The organism is Paenibacillus sp. FSL L8-0494 (genome assembly GCF_038003695.1).
In the GTDB taxonomy this organism is placed as follows: Bacteria; Bacillota; Bacilli; order Paenibacillales; family Paenibacillaceae; genus Paenibacillus_AQ; species Paenibacillus_AQ odorifer.
In genome coordinates, this window is the sequence record NZ_JBBOPQ010000001.1 from 6068145 (window position 1) to 6086203 (window position 18059).

Annotated in this window: 16 protein-coding genes; 4 read left to right on the plus strand and 12 right to left on the minus strand. The window is 45.7% G+C overall.

The annotated features are described in order from the left end of the window. Positions 1 to 226 precede the first annotated feature (226 nt). Positions 227 to 1543: a xylose isomerase gene (xylA, locus tag NYE35_RS27360; protein ID WP_036680248.1), complete on the minus strand. Its 1317-nt coding sequence runs from the start codon at positions 1541 to 1543 to the stop codon at positions 227 to 229. A 268-nt stretch (positions 1544 to 1811) separates the two neighbouring features. Between xylA and NYE35_RS27365 the strand changes: the two genes are divergently transcribed. After that, positions 1812 to 2972 carry an ROK family transcriptional regulator gene (locus NYE35_RS27365; RefSeq protein ID WP_036680250.1) on the plus strand — a complete coding sequence of 387 codons (1161 nt, stop codon included), beginning with the start codon at positions 1812 to 1814 and terminating at the stop codon, positions 2970 to 2972. A 193-nt stretch (positions 2973 to 3165) separates the two neighbouring features. Next, a complete protein-coding gene (locus NYE35_RS27370; RefSeq protein WP_036680251.1) occupies positions 3166 to 3366 on the plus strand; it encodes a hypothetical protein in 201 nt (66 codons plus the stop codon). A gap of 135 nt (positions 3367 to 3501) precedes the next feature. Here NYE35_RS27370 and NYE35_RS27375 read toward each other — a convergent pair whose 3' ends face one another. The 7 genes from NYE35_RS27375 to deoC all read right to left on the minus strand — a co-directional run bounded on the left by NYE35_RS27375 (position 3502) and on the right by deoC (position 12900). Then, on the minus strand, positions 3502 to 3738 hold the full coding sequence (locus NYE35_RS27375) for a glutaredoxin family protein (protein ID WP_036680252.1): 237 nt from the start codon (positions 3736 to 3738) through the stop codon (positions 3502 to 3504). A gap of 68 nt (positions 3739 to 3806) precedes the next feature. Further along, on the minus strand, positions 3807 to 4748 hold the full coding sequence (trxB, locus tag NYE35_RS27380; protein ID WP_036680254.1) for a thioredoxin-disulfide reductase: 942 nt from the start codon (positions 4746 to 4748) through the stop codon (positions 3807 to 3809). A 183-nt stretch (positions 4749 to 4931) separates the two neighbouring features. Next, positions 4932 to 6896: a heavy metal translocating P-type ATPase gene (locus NYE35_RS27385; RefSeq protein WP_076104185.1), complete on the minus strand. Its 1965-nt coding sequence runs from the start codon at positions 6894 to 6896 to the stop codon at positions 4932 to 4934. Between the two features lie 324 nt (positions 6897 to 7220). Then, entirely contained in the window at positions 7221 to 8360 is a 1140-nt protein-coding gene (gene aroB, locus NYE35_RS27390; protein WP_341122277.1) for a 3-dehydroquinate synthase, read from the minus strand. 981 nt (positions 8361 to 9341) lie between these two features. Then, positions 9342 to 10412 carry a hypothetical protein gene (locus NYE35_RS27395; RefSeq protein WP_341122278.1) on the minus strand — a complete coding sequence of 357 codons (1071 nt, stop codon included), beginning with the start codon at positions 10410 to 10412 and terminating at the stop codon, positions 9342 to 9344. 206 nt (positions 10413 to 10618) lie between these two features. Further along, positions 10619 to 11911, minus strand: a complete 1293-nt coding sequence (locus NYE35_RS27400) for a homocysteine synthase (RefSeq protein ID WP_036680260.1) — start codon at positions 11909 to 11911, stop codon at positions 10619 to 10621. 311 nt (positions 11912 to 12222) lie between these two features. Continuing rightward, on the minus strand, positions 12223 to 12900 hold the full coding sequence (deoC, locus tag NYE35_RS27405) for a deoxyribose-phosphate aldolase (RefSeq protein WP_094903436.1): 678 nt from the start codon (positions 12898 to 12900) through the stop codon (positions 12223 to 12225). Between the two features lie 297 nt (positions 12901 to 13197). Here deoC and NYE35_RS27410 point away from each other — a divergent pair, with 297 nt between their 5' ends. After that, positions 13198 to 13539, plus strand: a complete 342-nt coding sequence (locus tag NYE35_RS27410; RefSeq protein WP_076099934.1) for a hypothetical protein — start codon at positions 13198 to 13200, stop codon at positions 13537 to 13539. A gap of 10 nt (positions 13540 to 13549) precedes the next feature. After that, positions 13550 to 14542: a ketoacyl-ACP synthase III gene (locus NYE35_RS27415; RefSeq protein ID WP_038573358.1), complete on the plus strand. Its 993-nt coding sequence runs from the start codon at positions 13550 to 13552 to the stop codon at positions 14540 to 14542. Positions 14543 to 14617: 75 nt separating this feature from the next. On the opposite strand, the gene NYE35_RS27420 is transcribed toward NYE35_RS27415, so the two are convergent. The 4 genes from NYE35_RS27420 to NYE35_RS27435 all read right to left on the minus strand — a co-directional run bounded on the left by NYE35_RS27420 (position 14618) and on the right by NYE35_RS27435 (position 18026). Next, positions 14618 to 15451, minus strand: coding sequence for a prohibitin family protein (locus NYE35_RS27420; protein WP_036680268.1), 834 nt, complete (start codon positions 15449 to 15451; stop codon positions 14618 to 14620). A 105-nt stretch (positions 15452 to 15556) separates the two neighbouring features. Then, on the minus strand, positions 15557 to 16330 hold the full coding sequence (locus tag NYE35_RS27425; RefSeq protein ID WP_094903437.1) for a hypothetical protein: 774 nt from the start codon (positions 16328 to 16330) through the stop codon (positions 15557 to 15559). A gap of 193 nt (positions 16331 to 16523) precedes the next feature. Next, complete coding sequence (locus NYE35_RS27430) at positions 16524 to 17522, minus strand: LLM class flavin-dependent oxidoreductase (RefSeq protein ID WP_038573362.1); 999 nt, start codon at positions 17520 to 17522, stop codon at positions 16524 to 16526. Positions 17523 to 17543: 21 nt separating this feature from the next. After that, complete coding sequence (locus tag NYE35_RS27435) at positions 17544 to 18026, minus strand: RrF2 family transcriptional regulator (protein WP_036680276.1); 483 nt, start codon at positions 18024 to 18026, stop codon at positions 17544 to 17546. Between the last annotated feature and the right edge of the window lie 33 nt (positions 18027 to 18059).

Genomic DNA, 18059 nt, shown 5'->3' on the forward strand with positions numbered 1-18059 from the left:
GAGCTTAGCTTCTTGATTCTCTTCGCAATAAAACTCGCTTCGTAAGCATCTGCTTAGTTTTATGAGCGTTTACTACGTTGAGTTACCTCGAATAAAACTTACTTCGTAAGCATCCGCTTAGTTTTGGCTACAAAAAGGGGGCTGCCGAAGAATGCTCTCTTCAGCAACCCCCGTTGCATTTGTTCAAACTGGACTCAAAGCTTAAGCTTCAAGCTCCCTATAAGGACTACTCAGCCAAGATGTATTGGTTAAGGGTAGCTCTCAGGTATTCTTGACGTCCGGATTGGTTAGGACGTGGGTTCTCATTGTTCAAAGCATATTCAGCCAAAGAAGCCAATGTTGCTTTACCCGAAACGATGTCTGCTCCAACGCCTTCAGTGAAGCTGCTGTAGCGTTTGTCAACGAAGTCTTCGAATACGCGATCTTCGATCAATTTAGCAGCAACTTTCAAGCCTTTTGCGTAAGTATCCATACCAGCGATGTGTGCCAAGAACAGATCTTCTGGCTCGAAGGAAGGACGACGTACTTTAGCATCGAAGTTAATTCCGCCTTTGCCAAGACCGTCATTCTTCAATACTTCATAAAGAGTAAGTGTTGCATCGTAGATGTTAACTGGGAATTCATCAGTATCCCAACCAAGCAGTGTATCCCCTTGGTTAGCGTCAAGTGATCCAAGCATGCCATTAATACGAGCTACACGAAGTTCATGTTCAAAAGTATGACCTGCAAGCGTAGCGTGGTTAGCTTCAAGGTTCAGCTTGAAGTGCTTGTCGAGCTTGTATTTTTGCAAGAACGAAATTGTTGTTGCTGCATCGAAATCATATTGATGTTTAGTAGGCTCTTTTGGTTTAGGTTCGATCAGGAATTGACCATCAAAACCAATTTCCTTAGCGTAATCTACAGCCATGCTGAACAGACGTGCAATGTTATCTTGTTCAAGACCCATATCTGTATTCAGCAATTCTTCGTAACCTTCACGGCCGCCCCAGAATACATAGTTGCTTGCGCCCAGACGTTTACCAACTTCCAGACCTTTCTTCACTTGTGCTGCTGCATGTGCGAAAACATCAGCGTTAGGTGTAGAACCTGCACCGTGCATATAACGTGGGTTAGTGAACATATTAGCTGTATTCCACAGCAATTTCTTGCCGGAAGTCTTCATGCCTTGTTCAAGGATATCAACGATAGTGTCGATGTTGCTGTAGAACTCACGCAAAGATGCGCCTTCTGGTGCGATATCTACATCATGGAAGCAGAAGTAAGGCAGATCCATCTTGTCCATAAATTCGAATGCTGCTTCAGCGCGAGCTTTAGCTTTATCAAGACCACTCAATTTGTCCCAGCTGCGAATTGCAGTTTCAGCGCCAAACGGATCAGAACCGCCAGCAGTTAATGTATGCCAATAAGCCATTGCAAATTTCAGATGTTCCTCCATAGTTTTGCCGGCTACGACTTCTTTAGGATTGTAGAATTTAAATGCATAAGGGTTGGTGGAACGGCTTCCCTCGTAAGAGATTTTGTTCACTGTCTCAAAATAAGCCATTGTGTAATCCTCCTCATATTGTGCTACGCTAGCAAGCGTTTACAGCATCATCTTAACACATCTTTTTGACTTTGTATATTGGTTAAACAAAGTTTTTTTATAAAATTTCCGCCTCTTTAAGTCTCCCTTGCCTATCCGTTTAATATTCAAAAAATCCAACAAACATAGATTTCCTCTTTTCTGCCGATGTATTGCAATTTCCAGCACATCACTCTAGACTAAGTGGCATACAACAAAAGGGAACTATGCTAAAAAGGATGTGTGATTCGTGAAGGTTACCGGAGATCAGGCGCTGGTCAAAAAAATCAATAAATCGATCGTACTACATACTATTCGAAGGAACTCTCCGCTCTCGCGCGCCAAGGTTTCAGAGATGACCGGACTGAATAAAGCTACCGTATCCAATCTGGTGGCAGAGCTATGCGCTCAAGAATTAGTGACTGAAGTTGGACCAGGTCAATCCAGTGGCGGCCGTAAACCGCTAATGCTGCATTTTAATAGCATGGCTGGCAGCGTAATCGGCATAGAGTTGCGAGTGAAGCAGCTGACAGCCGTCTTATGTGATTTAAGTGGTGGCATTCTTTTCGAAAGCGATTTCTCTCTGGATAATCATGCGCTGCCTTATGTACTGGAACGGATGAAAAAAATAATCTCAGACTTGATTGATAAAGCACCTGAATCCCCATACGGTATCGTCGGCATCGGAGTAGGTGTCCCCGGGATGGTGGATGAGAACGGGGTTGTTCTTTTTGCTCCCAACCTTGGCTGGGAAATGGTCGACCTGCGGGGTATTTTGGAGGGGGAATTCGCGGTTCCAGTTACTATTGATAACGAAGCTAACGCCGGTGCACAAGGTGAACTGAACTTTGGGGCGGCAAAAGATGTTAGACATCTGCTCTACATCAGTGCGGGTTCAGGGATCGGATCCGGTATTATTATTGGCGGCGAGCTGTACAAAGGTGCACGAGGATATGCCGGCGAGACCGGACATATGACGATTGAAGCAAAAGGCAAGCCGTGCAGTTGTGGGAGTCGTGGCTGTTGGGAGCTATATGCCTCGGAAAAAACCTATGACCATTCCGAGTTCTCCCTCCCTGCTCATACTACACAAGAACTGGTCCGTTATGCAGCCGCTGGACAAGAAGACGCCTTGCGCCACTTCTCATCTATGGGTGAATATCTCGGCATCGGAGTAACGAATCTAATCAATAGCTTTAATCCAGAGCTGATTGTCATCGGTGGAGCTTTATCCGAAGCAGAAGCCTGGTTAGGGGAGCCTCTTCGCGGGGTTGTCGCGGAGCGTACGCTTCCTTATCATAAGCAGCAGCTCGAGATTACCTTCTCCAAGCTGGGCAGCCGGGGCACGATGATAGGCGCGGGGTTCTCTGCGGTTATGCATTTTCTAGGCGATATTCGGGTCACCGTTTAATGTAGTCTAATGGACAACGATTTTGCGGGACAGTTTCACGAGTGAAATTCATAAGCGGATAGAATTGACGTAAAATTGACGCATTTAGGTGGATCAAAAGTGCAGTAAAAGCAACTTAAATCCTATATAATAAAGGATAAGTTAGTGTGACATTTATCACTACAACCCCTTTTTTGAAATGGAGAGCGAGTCCATGACCTATGTTGATACGTCTGATATCTCGGCACAGATGTTCATCACTGTGTTGCTTTTTCTGCTCATTATTGCCCCTTTGATCAGTCTCGGTGTGCTCCGTTTTTTTCAAGCCAAAAAGAAATCAGGATTCATTCTGATCGGCAGCGGTGTTGCTGTATACGTCCTATTTCAGATCATTACCTCTTTCACTCAAGCTTAAATTGAACTTTGCGATTTACATCATAAAAAATAGCCTGCGCATATAAGCGTCAGGCTATTTTTGTATACCTAGACCACAAAAAGGTCACCTCCAAAATGGAAGCGACCTTTTGCAATTTCTTCGCAGAAATCTTATTTAATTAACAGTCGCCAATGCTTTGTCGAACTGAGTTTTGTTCATCCCCACGATTTTGTACTCACCAATTACAGTTACAGGAACAGCTCTCATTCCCATATCCCAAACCTGCTGTGCGTAATCATCATTCTGCTCGATGTTACGTTCTTCATAGGCTACGCCTTTTTCGCTCAAAAAGCTCTTCACCTGACGGCAATGTGGACAATTTGTTGAAGTATATACAATTACATTTTCCATCATTAGACCTCCTATGGAAGATTACAGTTATGTTATTTATTGTAGCACTGGGAGTTTTCTATACCAAATTACAGAATGACCGCGCTATGTTCCAGACTTTCAATGTATTTCTCAGCATCCATAGCTGCCATACATCCACTGCCTGCTGCCGTAATCGCTTGTCTATAACGGGTATCCTGCACATCACCACAAGCGAATACGCCTGGGATATTAGTTTCAGAAGTACCGGGATTAGTCATGATATAACCTTCAGCATTAGTTGTGATTTGTCCACCCAAGAATGCAGTGTTAGGATGGTGGCCAATTGCCACAAACACTCCGCTTGCTTCAATGATTTCTTCTTGTCCTGTCTCATTGTTCAGCACTTTTAGTCCACTCACGCCTTTATCTCCAGAAGTTACTTCCAGAGGAGTACGATTCAGGCTCCAAGCTACTTTAACATTATCGCGAACGCGATCCTGCATGATCTTGGAAGCACGTAGTTCTTCACGACGGTGTACCAAAGTTACTTTGGAGGCAAAACGAGTCAAGAAACCCGCTTCCTCAAGCGCAGAATCACCACCGCCAACAACCACGATCTCTTTATTACGGAAGAAGAATCCATCACAGGTAGCACAGGTGCTCACACCGCGTCCCACATTATCCTGTTCGCCTGGGATACCGAGGTATTTTGCCGTAGCGCCAGTGGAAATGATCAAGGTATCCGTCGTAAGAACACCCAACCCTTCAACATTAAGCTTAAAAGGACGTTCTCCAAGTTCTACACTGTTCACCCAACCCGTACGGAATTCCGCACCAAAACGTTCAGCTTGTTTACGCATATTATCCATTAAGTCTGGACCCATAATCCCATCAGGAAATCCCGGGAAATTCTCCACTTCTGTAGTGGTGGTCAATTGTCCGCCAGGTTGGGGTCCTTCGATTACTAGTGGGTTCAAATTGGCACGAGCCAAGTAGATAGCAGCAGTCAACCCCGCCGGTCCGGTTCCAACAATTATTGATTTATACATATCTATATCCTCCTTGAATTAGACGGCAGTGACGTCGCTTCTTATTTAAAATAATTATAATGTAGTCTTAATTATGCTAACTGAAAGCAAAAATGTCAATAAGCCAGACTCCCTCAGGAAAAAATCATTTGTGAACAATTTAATTTTTGGCAATAAATAATGCGCAATAACATCACTGACCTCTTACCGCAACAATCGCAGCCCATTAAGAATAACTAATATCGTACTGCCTTCATGACCGATCACGCCAAAAGGAAGGGCGATGCCCTGCACAAAGTTACTGATCATCAGAACCGCGATTACTGTTACAGCAAAAATCATATTTTGCTTCACAATACGCTGTGAACGCCGTGCCAATGAAATGGTCGAGGCGATCTCTTCAATATTATCATTCATAAGCACTACATCGGCTATCTCAAGCGCTGCACCACTGCCTTTCATGCCCATACCCATGCCAACAGTCGCTGTAGCCAGAGCAGGCGCATCATTCACACCGTCACCCACCATCACAACATTACCGTGCTTTTCACGAAGCGCCTTAATATGCTTTACTTTATCCTCTGGTAAAAGGTCGGCAAATACTAAATCTACTCCGGTTGAAGCCGCAATAACTTTTGCTGTAGCTTCCCGGTCACCCGTAAGCATAGCCACTTTAATCCCCAGCTCCTGCAGCTTCCGCACTGCAGCTTCTGCTTGTGGGCGAACTGTATCCTGCAATGCAATCATACCTGCAATATGCTCACCGTCCAAAATAATGGAGACAGTCTTCCCCTCTTCCGCCAACTGCTGCCGTTTAGTTCTCCAGAATGCTAGCTCAGAATCCATCGCAGACGAAGTCAGCTCATCCAGTAAATTGGACTTACCAATTTTCCAGAGATGCCCGTCAACTTGACCTTCAATTCCCCAGCCAGTGATGGTTTTACTTTCCTGCACACCTCGCAGCTCCAGATATTCTTCCTCAGCTTTACGCACAATGGCTTCCGCCAATGGATGGCGGGACATATGCTCAATGGATGCGCTAATCGCCAGTAATTCTTCCCGGTTGTAGCCTTCAGCTGCAATAAAGTCTGTCACCTGCGGAGTTCCCTCTGTAAGGGTCCCTGTCTTATCAAAAGCTACAACAGAGGTCCGGGCCATATTTTCGAGGTGGACCCCGCCTTTAAATAAAATCCCTTTTCGCGCACTTTTGGAAATAGCCGACAGCATCGCAGGCATAATCGATGAGACCAACGCACAAGGCGAGGCTACTACAAGAAAAACCATCGCTTTATAAAAGGTTGCGCTCCAGCTCCAGTCCAGCAAAAAGGGTGGAAGGAAAATAAGAGCCACAGTCGAGGCGACAACTACCCGTGCATAGATGGCTTCCAGTCTTTTAATGAATCGCTGTGAATTTGGAACATCCGTCTCTGCTTCTTCTACCATCTTAATGATCTTGGAAAAAAGTGTGTTCTCTGCTGATTTCGTTACTTCAATATAAAGAGGACCTTCTCCATTGACCGTACCTGCGAATACTTCGCTGCCGGCACATTTTTCAACAGGCACTGACTCTCCTGTAATGGAAGCCTGATCTACTGCCGATTCTCCTCTGTACACCTTACCATCTGCAGGAATAAGATCCCCTGGACGTACAAGCAACAGATCTCCGATTACTAACTGATCAATAGCTACCTCGTTCATGCTTCCTTTTTCAATCCGCATGGCTGTGGCTGGTTTTAAGGCCATAAGTGAGGAAATATCCTTCTTACTCCGTTCCATCGTATAGCTCTCAAGTGCTCCACTAAGCGCAAAAATAAAGATGAGCATAGCACCTTCATTCCAGTACCCAATGGTAGCTGCGCCTAGTGCAGCCGCAATCATCAGCAGGTTCACATCGAGATCACGTTCTTTGACGAGCGTCTCAACGCCTTCTTTGGCTTTGTTCCAGCCACCAATGGTATACGAAATAACATAAAGTACTATAGAGAAAACTTCTGACCAGCTACCCATAGCCCAAGCAAAAAGCATAAGCACTCCGCTGCCAAGCGCAGCCTGCATCTCGGAGTTGCTGAGCATGGCTCTCACATCGAACCGGCGTTTTGGAGCGCCTGGTTTCTTCATGCTGCCGGAGATTGAGGTTTGCTGGGGTAAATGTTTTGATGTTGCTTGCATAATAATCACCATCCTGAAAGTTTTGTGTAGGATTACTTCATTGACTTCTCTTCGCAACAAAACTTGCTTCGGGAGCACACGCTTTGTTTTGTCTAAATGATAATGAGAGCCATTCTTAAGACCCCTAAAATGACACATGCTGCCCCGGCTTAGCCGGGACAGCATGAATGATAACTATGAGTAGTGAGAATGATAATCATTGTTGCAACAGTACAACTATATTTCCTTAGTGCAACTTATATTTTAATAATACCACCTTGAACGAAAAAGTAAACCCTACCTTCTGGGCTATTCGTCATAAATTTAAAATAACGTTTTCCTATCTTAACTGCGTATTTTATTTAAAAGCTCGGATAGGACTTGCTCTTCGACTGGCGTCGAATAAGCTCCACCTTCAAAAGACTTCATCACTCCAATTCCAGCTTGGAACACAAACCGTATACGCCCTTTGCGAACCTTTTTATCCGTATACATCTTATCGATCAGCATTCTATTTGTAATGGTTGCTGGTATTTCAGTCGGAAGTCCCGCCTTCTTCAACAAAGCAATCACACGCTGAGTTTCGTCAGCCGTTACATACCCCAACTGCTCTGCCAGCTGCACCTGAACCGCGAGTCCAATCGCAATAGCTTCACCATGTAATAATTCATAACCACTTAAAGCCTCTAACGCTCGGCCAGCAGTATGCCCCAAATTTAGAATTTGGCGCAGGTTGCTCTCCAGTTCGTCCTTTTCCACCACGCTGTACTTGATCTCACAATTATGAAAAGCAATCCGTTCGCAAACCTCTCGATCTAATACAAGTTCGCCTTCTAAGGAGACAACTCGCTCCATATTCTGTTCAAGAAACTCAAAAAAGTCAGCATCCGCGATGCAGGCATGTTTGATTGTTTCAGCCAAACCACTGCGAAGCTCACGTACCGGAAGCGTTCTCCAAGTGGCTAGGTCGATGTAGACCTTTTTAGGCTGATGAAAAACACCAATTAGATTGGTTGCAACCGGTGTATTCACGCCCGTTTTACCACCAATAGAAGCATCCGCTGCTGCTAAAAGGGTAGTTGCATAGTTCAAACTTGGCACTCCCCGACCAAATGTTCCAGCCAAAAAACCTGCCAAATCCGTTACCGCCCCGCCTCCAATGGCAAGGATACAGCAATCTCGTCCATAAGAACGGCTTAATAGCCGATCCTCCAGCTCTGCCTTCGTTTCTCGGGTTTTGGACTTCTCTCCAGCAGGGAAAGAAAAAAGCTCCGCTTGAAAATCATTCTGAAGCAGTTGTTCCAGCAAGGCTTGCCCATACAGGGCTTCAACTTTGGAATCTGTAATAATCGCGAATTTGCTTACATTCTCGACAATTCCACGTTTTAAATCCTCAATCAGAGCGCCAAAAAGACCTTCCCCAATCTCAATATCGTAAGAATGATCTACGACCTTTTGCAAGCCAACTCTAAAATTCGTGGACATCTACAGCACCCCTATTCAGTAAGATGCTAATAAAATTCGAGCCTCCACTGTCAATATCCTGTTTATGTAAAATGTAAGAAGAAGCTGGAAACAAATGTGGATGTTCCAAAACTAATGTTGCCTTGTTGGTCCTGGTGATAGTACAGAGGTTCGATGCTGATTAGTTTGAGTGCGGGGGATGAGTAGGGAGGTTGAGTATAAAGTATGAGTACATGATTGTTGAACGAATGATGCTGGGTGCTCGCGTATGTAGCTACTATAGGACTCAGCTGACTCTAATCGCTGGTTTTAAACACATTTGGTATTCTAACGGACCCCATTGCAGCTATTGACCTGAAAAGCACCAAATATATACCTCTTCCTAACGAATAGCGTCTCTGGTGTCCGAAACCATGCTTAAAAAGCTAAAATCAGGCAAATAGCGTCATCTGGGTCCTTAAGCATCGGGGGTTGAGGGGGGCGGAGGTTAAGTGCGGAGGTTGAGTGCAGATTAGTTTAAGTGCGGTGGGTACAGTGTTTGAGCACGGAGTTTGAATACAAAGTATGAGTACGACACGATTGATGAACGAATGATGCATGTTGCTCGCGTATGTAGCTACTATAGGACTCAGCTGACCCTAATCGCTGGTTTTAAACACATTTGGTATTCTAACGGACCCCATTGCAGCTATTGACTTGAAAAGCACCAAATATGTACCTCTTCCTAACGAATAACGTCTCTGGTGTCCGAAACCATGCTTAAAAAGCTAAAATCAGGCAAATAGCGTCATCTGGGTCCTTAAACATCGGGGGTTGAGGGGTGCGGAGGTTGAGCACAGGTAGGAGTACGGAGTTGAGTACTGGGATATATGTACGCTGTGGAGCAGGCAGCTAACGACCAAAAAAACAGAGCAACGATTCCCCGATAACCGGATAATCGCTGCTCTGAAGTCTTTTTACGATTCTTATATGAACTGCACCGTATCGTTCATCAGAAAAAGCTTACTGCCTTCCACCGGCGGCAGTATCCAGCGTTTCTCGCTGCCTGGCGATCCAGATCAGGCAGGCCGCTCTCAGCAGCGCTTCGGTCCGCTGACCGGCGCTGCAAAAGATCCCGCTGAGCCCGATCTGATACAGATCGGCCAAAGCCGACGCTGCCGGTGTCCCCGCGGCGAGCACCACCGCCGCCGGCTTCACGCTCGTCACGGCGGCAAAGATCTTCCCCGCCGCCAGGGCGAAGTCCTCCGCGGCGGTCTCTTCCGGCGCGTGTTCGCCCGCCGCGCCGTCCAGCACTAGGAAATCGGCGATACGCGCGATTTCCGCAGCGGCGGCAGGCTCCACATCGGGCGCGATCAGCACCCCGATGCGGCATGCCGCCGCATAAGCGTGGCCGAGTGTCTGATCGGCCACGTCTTCGATGAATTCGCGCTTCGCGGCGAATTCGGCTGCGCTTGCGGTGTAGGCGACCAGCAGGTCCAGGCGGCAATCGCCGCCTTGCCGCTGGCTCTCTGCCACCGCAGCGAACAGCGCTTCGAGCTGCGCGTCCTGAAGCGCGGCAAGCTTGGTGGGCTGCGCCACCGCAAGCGACTCTGGATGCAGCAGGGTGACCGCTGCCCATTCGCCATCCGGCGATTCGAGCAGTTCGGCAGCAGCTGCGCGCAGACGATAAGAGATTCGCTGCAGAATCCGTGCTGCTTGCAGTTCATCCTCGCTAGATAACCAGTTCTCATAAAGACAGAACAGCTCTGGTTCCAGCAGCCATTCCTCACTCCGTATCAAACAAGGGCCCGCTTGAGCAGTCCTTGTTCCTTCCCGTCCAGCAAGACGTTCTTCTCTTCCTTCACGCAGCACTAGGAATGTCGATGGTTCCCCCGGCCGCTTAAAATAAGACCGCTTCAAAGGCTCAATGACATCCCTCTGCTCTACTCCAGCGATAAATTCTGCGGCAGCCGAGGCTACGGACCCAGCTTGGCTCATTTCCATTCCCACAGTCCGATCACCAGCCTTATACATGAACTTGAACGGGCGCTCTTCACTACTCCGCAAACCATCCTGCTGACGTTCACCCTTCATCCTCGCACCCACCCTTTATCTTTGGATTGCTGCCGGTATGCCAAGCTATATAACATAAGCGACCGACATTTCATTACCTCACTTATAAATACGGGAGCCACACCTGAAATATGCAAGCGTTGCCAAATCCGATGAATATTCCAACTTTTTTACGCAACAAAAAAAGCATCACCGCAGAGCGGTAATGCTTTTCGAAATATAAACTTCTATTGTTGACTGGCTGCAATAGCTTGCTCCAGATCATAGATAATATCATCAATGGATTCCGTCCCGATCGACAAACGCAGCAATTCCGGCGTTACTCCGGCTGTGATTTGCTCTTCATCCGACAGTTGTGCATGTGTTGTGCTTGCTGGGTGGATGATCAATGACTTGGAATCACCCACATTCGCTAAATGAGAGAACAGCTTCACATTCTCAATCAATTTACGTCCCGCAGCACTTCCACCTTTAATACCGAAAGTTAGGATCGCTCCTTGGCCTTTAGGCAAATACTTTTGCGCTAATTCATGAGATGGATGCGTAGGAAGTCCCGAATAACTTACCCATTCCACATCGGAGTGTGCCTCCAAATATTGTGCTACCTTCAGCGCATTCTGGCTATGACGTTCCATCCGCAAATGAAGAGTCTCCAGACCTTGCAGCAGCATCCAAGAGTTGAACGGAGAAATCGCCGCCCCTAAATCGCGAAGCAATTGAACGCGGGCTTTAATAATATAAGCAATCGGGCCCACCGCTTCCGTATAAACCACTCCATGATAGCTTGGATCTGGCTCCGTAAGACCTGGGAATTTACCGCTTGCCTTCCAATCAAATTTACCACCGTCAACAATAATCCCACCAATGGATGTACCATGTCCACCGATGAATTTGGTTGCTGAATGGACAACAATGTCCGCGCCATGCTCAATCGGACGCAATAAATATGGACTTGGGAACGTATTGTCTACGATGAGAGGAATCCCATGTTCATGGGCAATCGCTGCAACTGCCGCAATATCCAGAACATTTCCCTGTGGATTGCCGATTGTTTCTGCATACAAAGCTTTGGTCTTATCCGTAATCGCAGCACGGAAGTTCTCAGGATTATCCGAATCTACGAAATGAACCTTAATACCAAGCTTAGGCAGTGTTGTCGAGAAAAGATTATAAGTTCCGCCATACAGGCTTGCAGCAGATACAATTTCATCCCCAGCGCCCGCAATATTTAGAATGGAAAAGGAAATAGCCGCTGCCCCGGAAGCTGTAGCAAGCGCACCTGCCCCACCTTCAAGTGCCGCCACGCGCTGTTCAAATACATCCGTAGTTGGGTTCATCAGCCGAGTATAAATATTACCGAATTCTTTTAGCGCGAACAGATCCGCTGCATGATCAGCATCACGGAACCCGTAGGAAGTGGTCTGATAAAGCGGAACAGCACGTGAGAAAGTAGTTGGATCAATTTCCTGGCCTGCATGGACAGCCAAAGTTTCAAACGACAGCTTGCGATCTTCTGACATAGGTATTTCCTCCCCTATAATTAAGTATAGAAATGATTAACAATTTTGAATTGTACTCATTCTCTCACAAACCACATCATTTGAAAAGAAAAAAATCTCATTATTCCGGTGTGAATTATTGTACTTTGGTCAAATGCTTCTGCTAGTGTCCTCTATCTACTGGATAACGCTTTCAATATAAATTAATAAAAACCTCAACCTTATGTATAAAACACAATTCCTAATCAAACTGATCGGTTAATAGCTTGAATCAGGACAGCGGCGATTGAGCTTGTCCTCCTCACTCGCCGCTTCCGATTCAGCCCTTCGGCTTAGTAATTGCTTTGGCTTGTTTCGCCTTTAGCAATCGCTACACCACCACTAGTTCCAATACGGCTTGCACCTGCTTGTACCATTACATGTGCATCTTCTGCACTACGTACACCACCGGAAGCTTTTACACCGATATTAGGTCCAACTGTAGCACGCATAAGCGCGATATCTTCTTTCGTTGCCCCGCCTGTAGAGAATCCAGTGGATGTTTTTACGTAATCTGCTCCAGCCTCAACAGATAGCTTGCAGGCACGAACTTTTTCTCCTTCCGTTAACAGACAAGCCTCAATGATGACTTTTGTCAGTGCTTTGCCACGAGCTGCATCTACAACGGCTGCAATATCACGTTTAACCAGCTCATCGTTGCCATCTTTTAATGCTCCGATATTGATGACCATGTCCACCTCGCCAGCACCTTTAGCGATAGCATCGGTAGTCTCGAATGCTTTGCTCTCTGTTGTCGATGATCCCAGCGGGAAGCCGATAACTGTACATACTTTAACCTCAGGCGTATCTTTCAGCACTTCATGGGCAGTAGCTACCCAAGCAGGGTTTACGCAGACAGAAGCAAACTTATAAGTTTTAGCTTCCTCCGCCAATTTAATAATGTCTTCTTTCCGTGCATCTGCTTTAAGCAGTGTATGATCAATAATCCCCGATAGTGTAATTTCGCTCATTTTTATTATTCCTCCATGATTTGGATAGTAGTTTTTTTCATCTCTGTAATCATACCAATAGAACTCTGCTTTGCAAAGCAAACAGGGTGAGCATGCCTACCTCAAACCTTAATTTGTGCAGATTTTATGGATTTTAAGTAGTTTATCATTCCCTAAATTATCTTTTTAAAAAAATAAAGGTTTAATCCCCTAAACTTTCCCAATTAAAAATACGATAATAGTCTTAGATAAATAGGTTTTTTTATCCTATTCATCAAAATTTTTCTTAGATAATACTTAGGAGGAGATTAATCAAAAATGGGAAACTTCAATTTCGCCACAAATGCTGCAGATCAAAAACTGAATGTACAAGTCGAAGGAACTATGTCGCCAGAAGATGCAGGACGTTTCATTAATGAGTACAACCAAATCATAAGTGCATTCGACCCGAAACAATATGAGATCATCCTAGATTGCAAGACATTGAATGTATCCTCAAAGGACACACTTCCCATGCTTGAGCAATGCTACATACTGTATAAACAATCCGGATTTAAAAAAGTAACCTTTATTATTGCCAAAAGCCCTGTCCTAAAAATGCAGCTAAGCCGAGTGGCACGGGCTACGAAATTAGAAAATTACGAAATTATTGAAGCATAGGAGGCGCCACTTGGGACATATAACGATTCGCCAAGCTGCTTATTACCACCCAGAGCATATCGTAGATAACGAATATTATCTGAAGCATTTTCAGAGTATGGGCAAGGACATCAAACGATTCCTAGAAGTCATGGGTCGCGACCGGAGATACATCGTAAAAGAACAGGGTGAAAATGCCCTGACGATGGGATTAAAGGCTGCCCAAAAAGTGCTTAGCGAAGCGAATTTGCAAGGTGAGGATATGGACATGATCATGTTCGCTTCACAGACGCCAGAGTACACCTATCCTACCAATGCACTTCTACTACACCGTATGCTTCAAGGTAAACACCGGACCATTACGCAGGATTCCAATGCTAACTGCGCAGGAATGGTATCTGCCGTGGAGCAGACAAGTCGTTATATGCAAGCCAATCCCAGCATCAGGTACGCACTCGTCGTAGGAAGCGACTACAGTTCAGTGAACTGCAATACAGATGATGAAATTACTTACCCTAACTTTGGGGACGCCGCAGCAGCAGTGATTCTGGAGCGCAGCAACGAGCATGCAGGCTTCATAGATTCCCTTTATTACACCGATTCTGAGGGCTCCGAGAATATTATGTTCCCGGCCTGCGGCCTGTCGAATATTTATCAAGAGGGTATGACCCCAGAGCAGATTCGGATACGGTGGACCCCTTTTGACGGTACAGTGTGTGTAGACGCAGCTATAGCGGATATGAAAGAGCTTCTCTCACGCAACGGCCTGACTACGGACGATATCTCTGCATTCTGTCTTTCACAATTCTCACTGAAAAATATCGAGCTCATCCAAATCGGACTCGGACTAACCGCAGAGAAGTTCATTTATGTAGGCGACGAGTTCGGCTATACAGCCACAAGCAGTCCTTTTATCGCCTTTCAACGCGGAGTCGAGGACGGACGAATCAAACGTGGCGATTATGTCTTCTTTTGGTCAGTTGGCGCTGGCTGGCAAATTCCTACGATGCTTTATCAATATTAATAGCATAAAAAGCCCTACTTCTATAGAAGTAGGGCTTTTTCATCAAAGGAAATAAATCAGAAACCCAATAATGAATTATTTAGTCAGGGATTGAACATCCACAAAAGGTGTGGCTCCCCCTGTTACAGATGGCAGCACGCCGTTCCATTTTTCCAGCGCTTTCTCCTGAACCTCAATTTGCTTCAGCTGCACCAGCTCAGGTGTAACCTCTTGCTTCTTAAGTCTTAAAGATTCAGCCTCTGCTTGCGCCTGGGCGATTTTTTGCTTCGCTTCAATTTCAATCCGCCGGAGATCATTTTCGGCCTTCAATGCCTGCTGCTGGGCGACCTGCTTTGCTTCAATCGACTGGTTAAATGCCTCCGAGAATTTAAAGTTAACGATGTTAATATCGTTGACGATCAGGTCATATTTTGCCAGCCTAGCGGTTAAGTGCTCACTAATCTCACTCGACACTACATCACGACGCGTAATCAAATCCTCTGCTGGATATTTGGCTGTCACTTCTTTAACGATTTCTTGAATGGCCGGATTGATAATTACACTATCAAAATTACCTCCGATATTGTTCATCAGATTAAAGGCGGAAGCCTTATTTACGGAATAGTTCACCGCCACATGTGTGGACACGGGCTGAAGATCCTTTGAAGAGGCTGAAGTATCGGTCTCCGCCTTCGTTACCTGTGTATTGACCTGAATCACCGTTTGGATAAACGGAATTTTAAAATGAATGCCGGGTGACAATGTATTGTCATTTAATTTACCAAAGGTTTTGTACAAACCTACATGCCCATATTCCACTGATACGAAAGAATTCGCGCCAATCAACAATACAATGAGCACCGCTGCAATCCCGCTGACTATTTTTCCCGGGCGCAGCTGTTTCAATTTCGGATTCATTTGCATATTCATCCAATACCCCTCCTAGATTATGGATAATCATTCAAGCTTAACCGTCTATACGGAGGTTTGGGGTAAATGGTCGCAGGAAATATTTCAACAGCAGTGGTCATGGCGTTACCGCTCTGAGATCAGTCCTTCTACGGTCAACCGAAATCTTCTGCTCTGCTTGTCCCCGATATTAGAAGCTTCATATATTCCTTCATCCGTTAGCACCACGGAGTCTGCCTTTAAAGCATCATTAACGTATGTTACCTCAGCGTGATCAATATTCCAGCGATAAATATAGGCACTCATCGGACTTCCATGTGCGGCTACCCCTTCAAAAGATCCATCCTGATCAACATCCAGTTCTTTGGAATGTCCGGTATCTATTTGCAGCAAACCCGAGGGGTTACCGCTCTCGTCGATTAAATAATAGTTACTGAGCGAGTTATTTGCTCCTAGTCCTCCGGTGATTTTCAGCACCTTTTCGCTAAACAACCGCACTACTTCTACCTTGATATCCTCCGGTTGACGATAATTATAAGTTCCTATCGCCCCTAGACTGTATTGTCCTTTGGAAGTAGAAGTTCTGGCATACACATAGTCTTCGTCACTAGCCATCGTATACACACTCACTTTGACTCCTCCGAAATCATCCAGCTTCTTCTCTGCAATCAAAGTAGCGCCTGTGGGTGGATCACTTAGTTGAGAGACTATGGGCATTGTATCCACCAGCCTCCACTCCAGCTTAATGAGGTTAGCAGCGGTGTCTGTTGGCTTCGGTCTTGAGGTGTGGTAGTAGTCACCCGATTGAAGGGGGGATGGGTCCACCTGATGTTGGCAACCTGCAAGCAGATTCATTAGAAGCAAGGCTGTCAGCGTAATGGATTTATGTAAAGGAAACATCTCTTGATCACTTCCTAGCCTCTTTTTATAATTTAATCTTTCATTAATCATAGATGAAGTTAGGCATTCAAATGTTACTTTTAGGAGGCGGTAGGGTTAATTTATTGTCTTTTGAGGGTATGCATCGATCAAAAAGCTAAATTGGCATACAAAAAACCCGCATGAAATGCGGGTTAAGGTTAGCTATCAAGAATCAAGAGCCTAGCAGTTCACGCGCCAGTAGTCGGTAAACCTCTAGCCGTTTCTCCTGCGAATGTGGGATGCTGCATATCATTGCTTCTTGGAATCCATATTGTGCTTGTTCTTCTTGCAAACGTACGGCGATGTCTTTAACCGCACCAACCAAATGAATCTTGCGCCCTTCCTTGATTGACATCCGGTCAATTTCCGATAACGAAATGTTCTGAGCTTCTTCTGGTGTCAGCACCTGAGTAATCCGGCCCTTACTCATCATCAACCGAAAAATATCCTGCGGTAACGCTTCATACTCAGCTTCTTCCTTCGTTTCTGCTGTGGTCACCATATAGGATACACTGATCTCTGGTTTGTCCATAAAGATAGAAGGCTGGTAGTTATTCCGGTAATGGTCCAAGATCTCATTACTCATCGCACCATTAAAAAATTGTGCGAAGGAGTATCCGACTCCCATTTGTGCAGCTTTTCGCGCACTATTGCCGCTCGAGCCTAACAACCATACTTCAGGGAGCGCCACCTTCGTTGGAGCAGCGAGATTTTTGGCATATAGCTCATCTTCCGGAATCTGATCACTAAGCAGTTGCATGGTAATGCCAAGCTTGTCATACATATTATGCAGCATTAACTCACGGCCTTCAGATAAAGCGTACATGGCGCTTGTATCGCCACCAGGAGCTCGTCCCACACCGAAATCAATTCTCCCCGGGGAAAAAGCACTTAACGTTTTAAATACTTCCGCCAGCTTAAGAGGAGAATAATGCATCATCATTACACCGCCGGTGCCGATTCGAATACGGTTGGTCTTGGCGGCTAAACGGGCAGCCGTTACTTCCGGAGCTGAGCTAGCAAAAGTATTTCCGCCATGGTGCTCTGCCATCCACATTCTGCTATATCCCAGCTCATCTGCTAAAATAGCCAGTTCTTCTGCTTTATTCAGGGCACCTTCCGCTGTGTTACCGCTTGTCACGGGTGCCTGATCCAATACGCTTAATCTCATGCGAATACATCCCTTCTTTGGTTAGATGACCATTTTATTGCTGACCCATTCCTCTAAGACTGCAATCTTATCTTTAAAGCGTTCAGCACGCATTTCCTCCGACAACGAAGCAATAGTCTCTCGCTTTAATACAGCTTTCCAAGAGGATTCAGCTTCTTCCATCAGATTCGTTAACAGGCAGCAGCTGTCTTCTTTTTCTAAATCCAACATGTCTACCAGAATCCCATTCGATGAATACAGCGACTGCTGGCCTTCCACCGCGAGGTAAACGTCATATACACGAATATCTTCAGGGCTTTTCTTTAATTTAAAACCGCCTTTAATGCCAGGAACAGACGTGATGATGTCTGCGGTTACCAGCTTTCTTAAAAGTTTCTGAAAATAGGTCGCCGATGCTCCGAGCTGCTGGCTAATCGCTTCCCCAGACAACACCGCCTTATCCGGCAGCATGTTGAGTAGAACCAGTGCATATACCGACTGTTCTACCCCTGTTTTCATATGCATGTACAGCACCTCGATTTACGTAAATAGCTTGAT

What these genes read in the sequence shown, in the direction of transcription:
- NYE35_RS27420 (WP_036680268.1), bottom strand. Translation starts at nt 15,451, where the DNA reads ATGAATATGCAAATGAATCCGAAATTGAAACAGCTGCGCCCGGGAAAA.
- NYE35_RS27385 (WP_076104185.1), bottom strand. Translation starts at nt 6,896, where the DNA reads ATGCAAGCAACATCAAAACATTTACCCCAGCAAACCTCAATCTCCGGC.
- NYE35_RS27395 (WP_341122278.1), bottom strand. Translation starts at nt 10,412, where the DNA reads ATGAAGGGTGAACGTCAGCAGGATGGTTTGCGGAGTAGTGAAGAGCGC.
- NYE35_RS27370 (WP_036680251.1), top strand. Translation starts at nt 3,166, where the DNA reads ATGACCTATGTTGATACGTCTGATATCTCGGCACAGATGTTCATCACT.
- aroB (WP_341122277.1), bottom strand. Translation starts at nt 8,360, where the DNA reads ATGTCCACGAATTTTAGAGTTGGCTTGCAAAAGGTCGTAGATCATTCT.
- NYE35_RS27400 (WP_036680260.1), bottom strand. Translation starts at nt 11,911, where the DNA reads ATGTCAGAAGATCGCAAGCTGTCGTTTGAAACTTTGGCTGTCCATGCA.
- NYE35_RS27375 (WP_036680252.1), bottom strand. Translation starts at nt 3,738, where the DNA reads ATGGAAAATGTAATTGTATATACTTCAACAAATTGTCCACATTGCCGT.
- NYE35_RS27410 (WP_076099934.1), top strand. Translation starts at nt 13,198, where the DNA reads ATGGGAAACTTCAATTTCGCCACAAATGCTGCAGATCAAAAACTGAAT.
- xylA (WP_036680248.1), bottom strand. Translation starts at nt 1,543, where the DNA reads ATGGCTTATTTTGAGACAGTGAACAAAATCTCTTACGAGGGAAGCCGT.
- trxB (WP_036680254.1), bottom strand. Translation starts at nt 4,748, where the DNA reads ATGTATAAATCAATAATTGTTGGAACCGGACCGGCGGGGTTGACTGCT.
- deoC (WP_094903436.1), bottom strand. Translation starts at nt 12,900, where the DNA reads ATGAGCGAAATTACACTATCGGGGATTATTGATCATACACTGCTTAAA.
- NYE35_RS27435 (WP_036680276.1), bottom strand. Translation starts at nt 18,026, where the DNA reads ATGCATATGAAAACAGGGGTAGAACAGTCGGTATATGCACTGGTTCTA.
- NYE35_RS27425 (WP_094903437.1), bottom strand. Translation starts at nt 16,330, where the DNA reads ATGTTTCCTTTACATAAATCCATTACGCTGACAGCCTTGCTTCTAATG.
- NYE35_RS27430 (WP_038573362.1), bottom strand. Translation starts at nt 17,522, where the DNA reads ATGAGATTAAGCGTATTGGATCAGGCACCCGTGACAAGCGGTAACACA.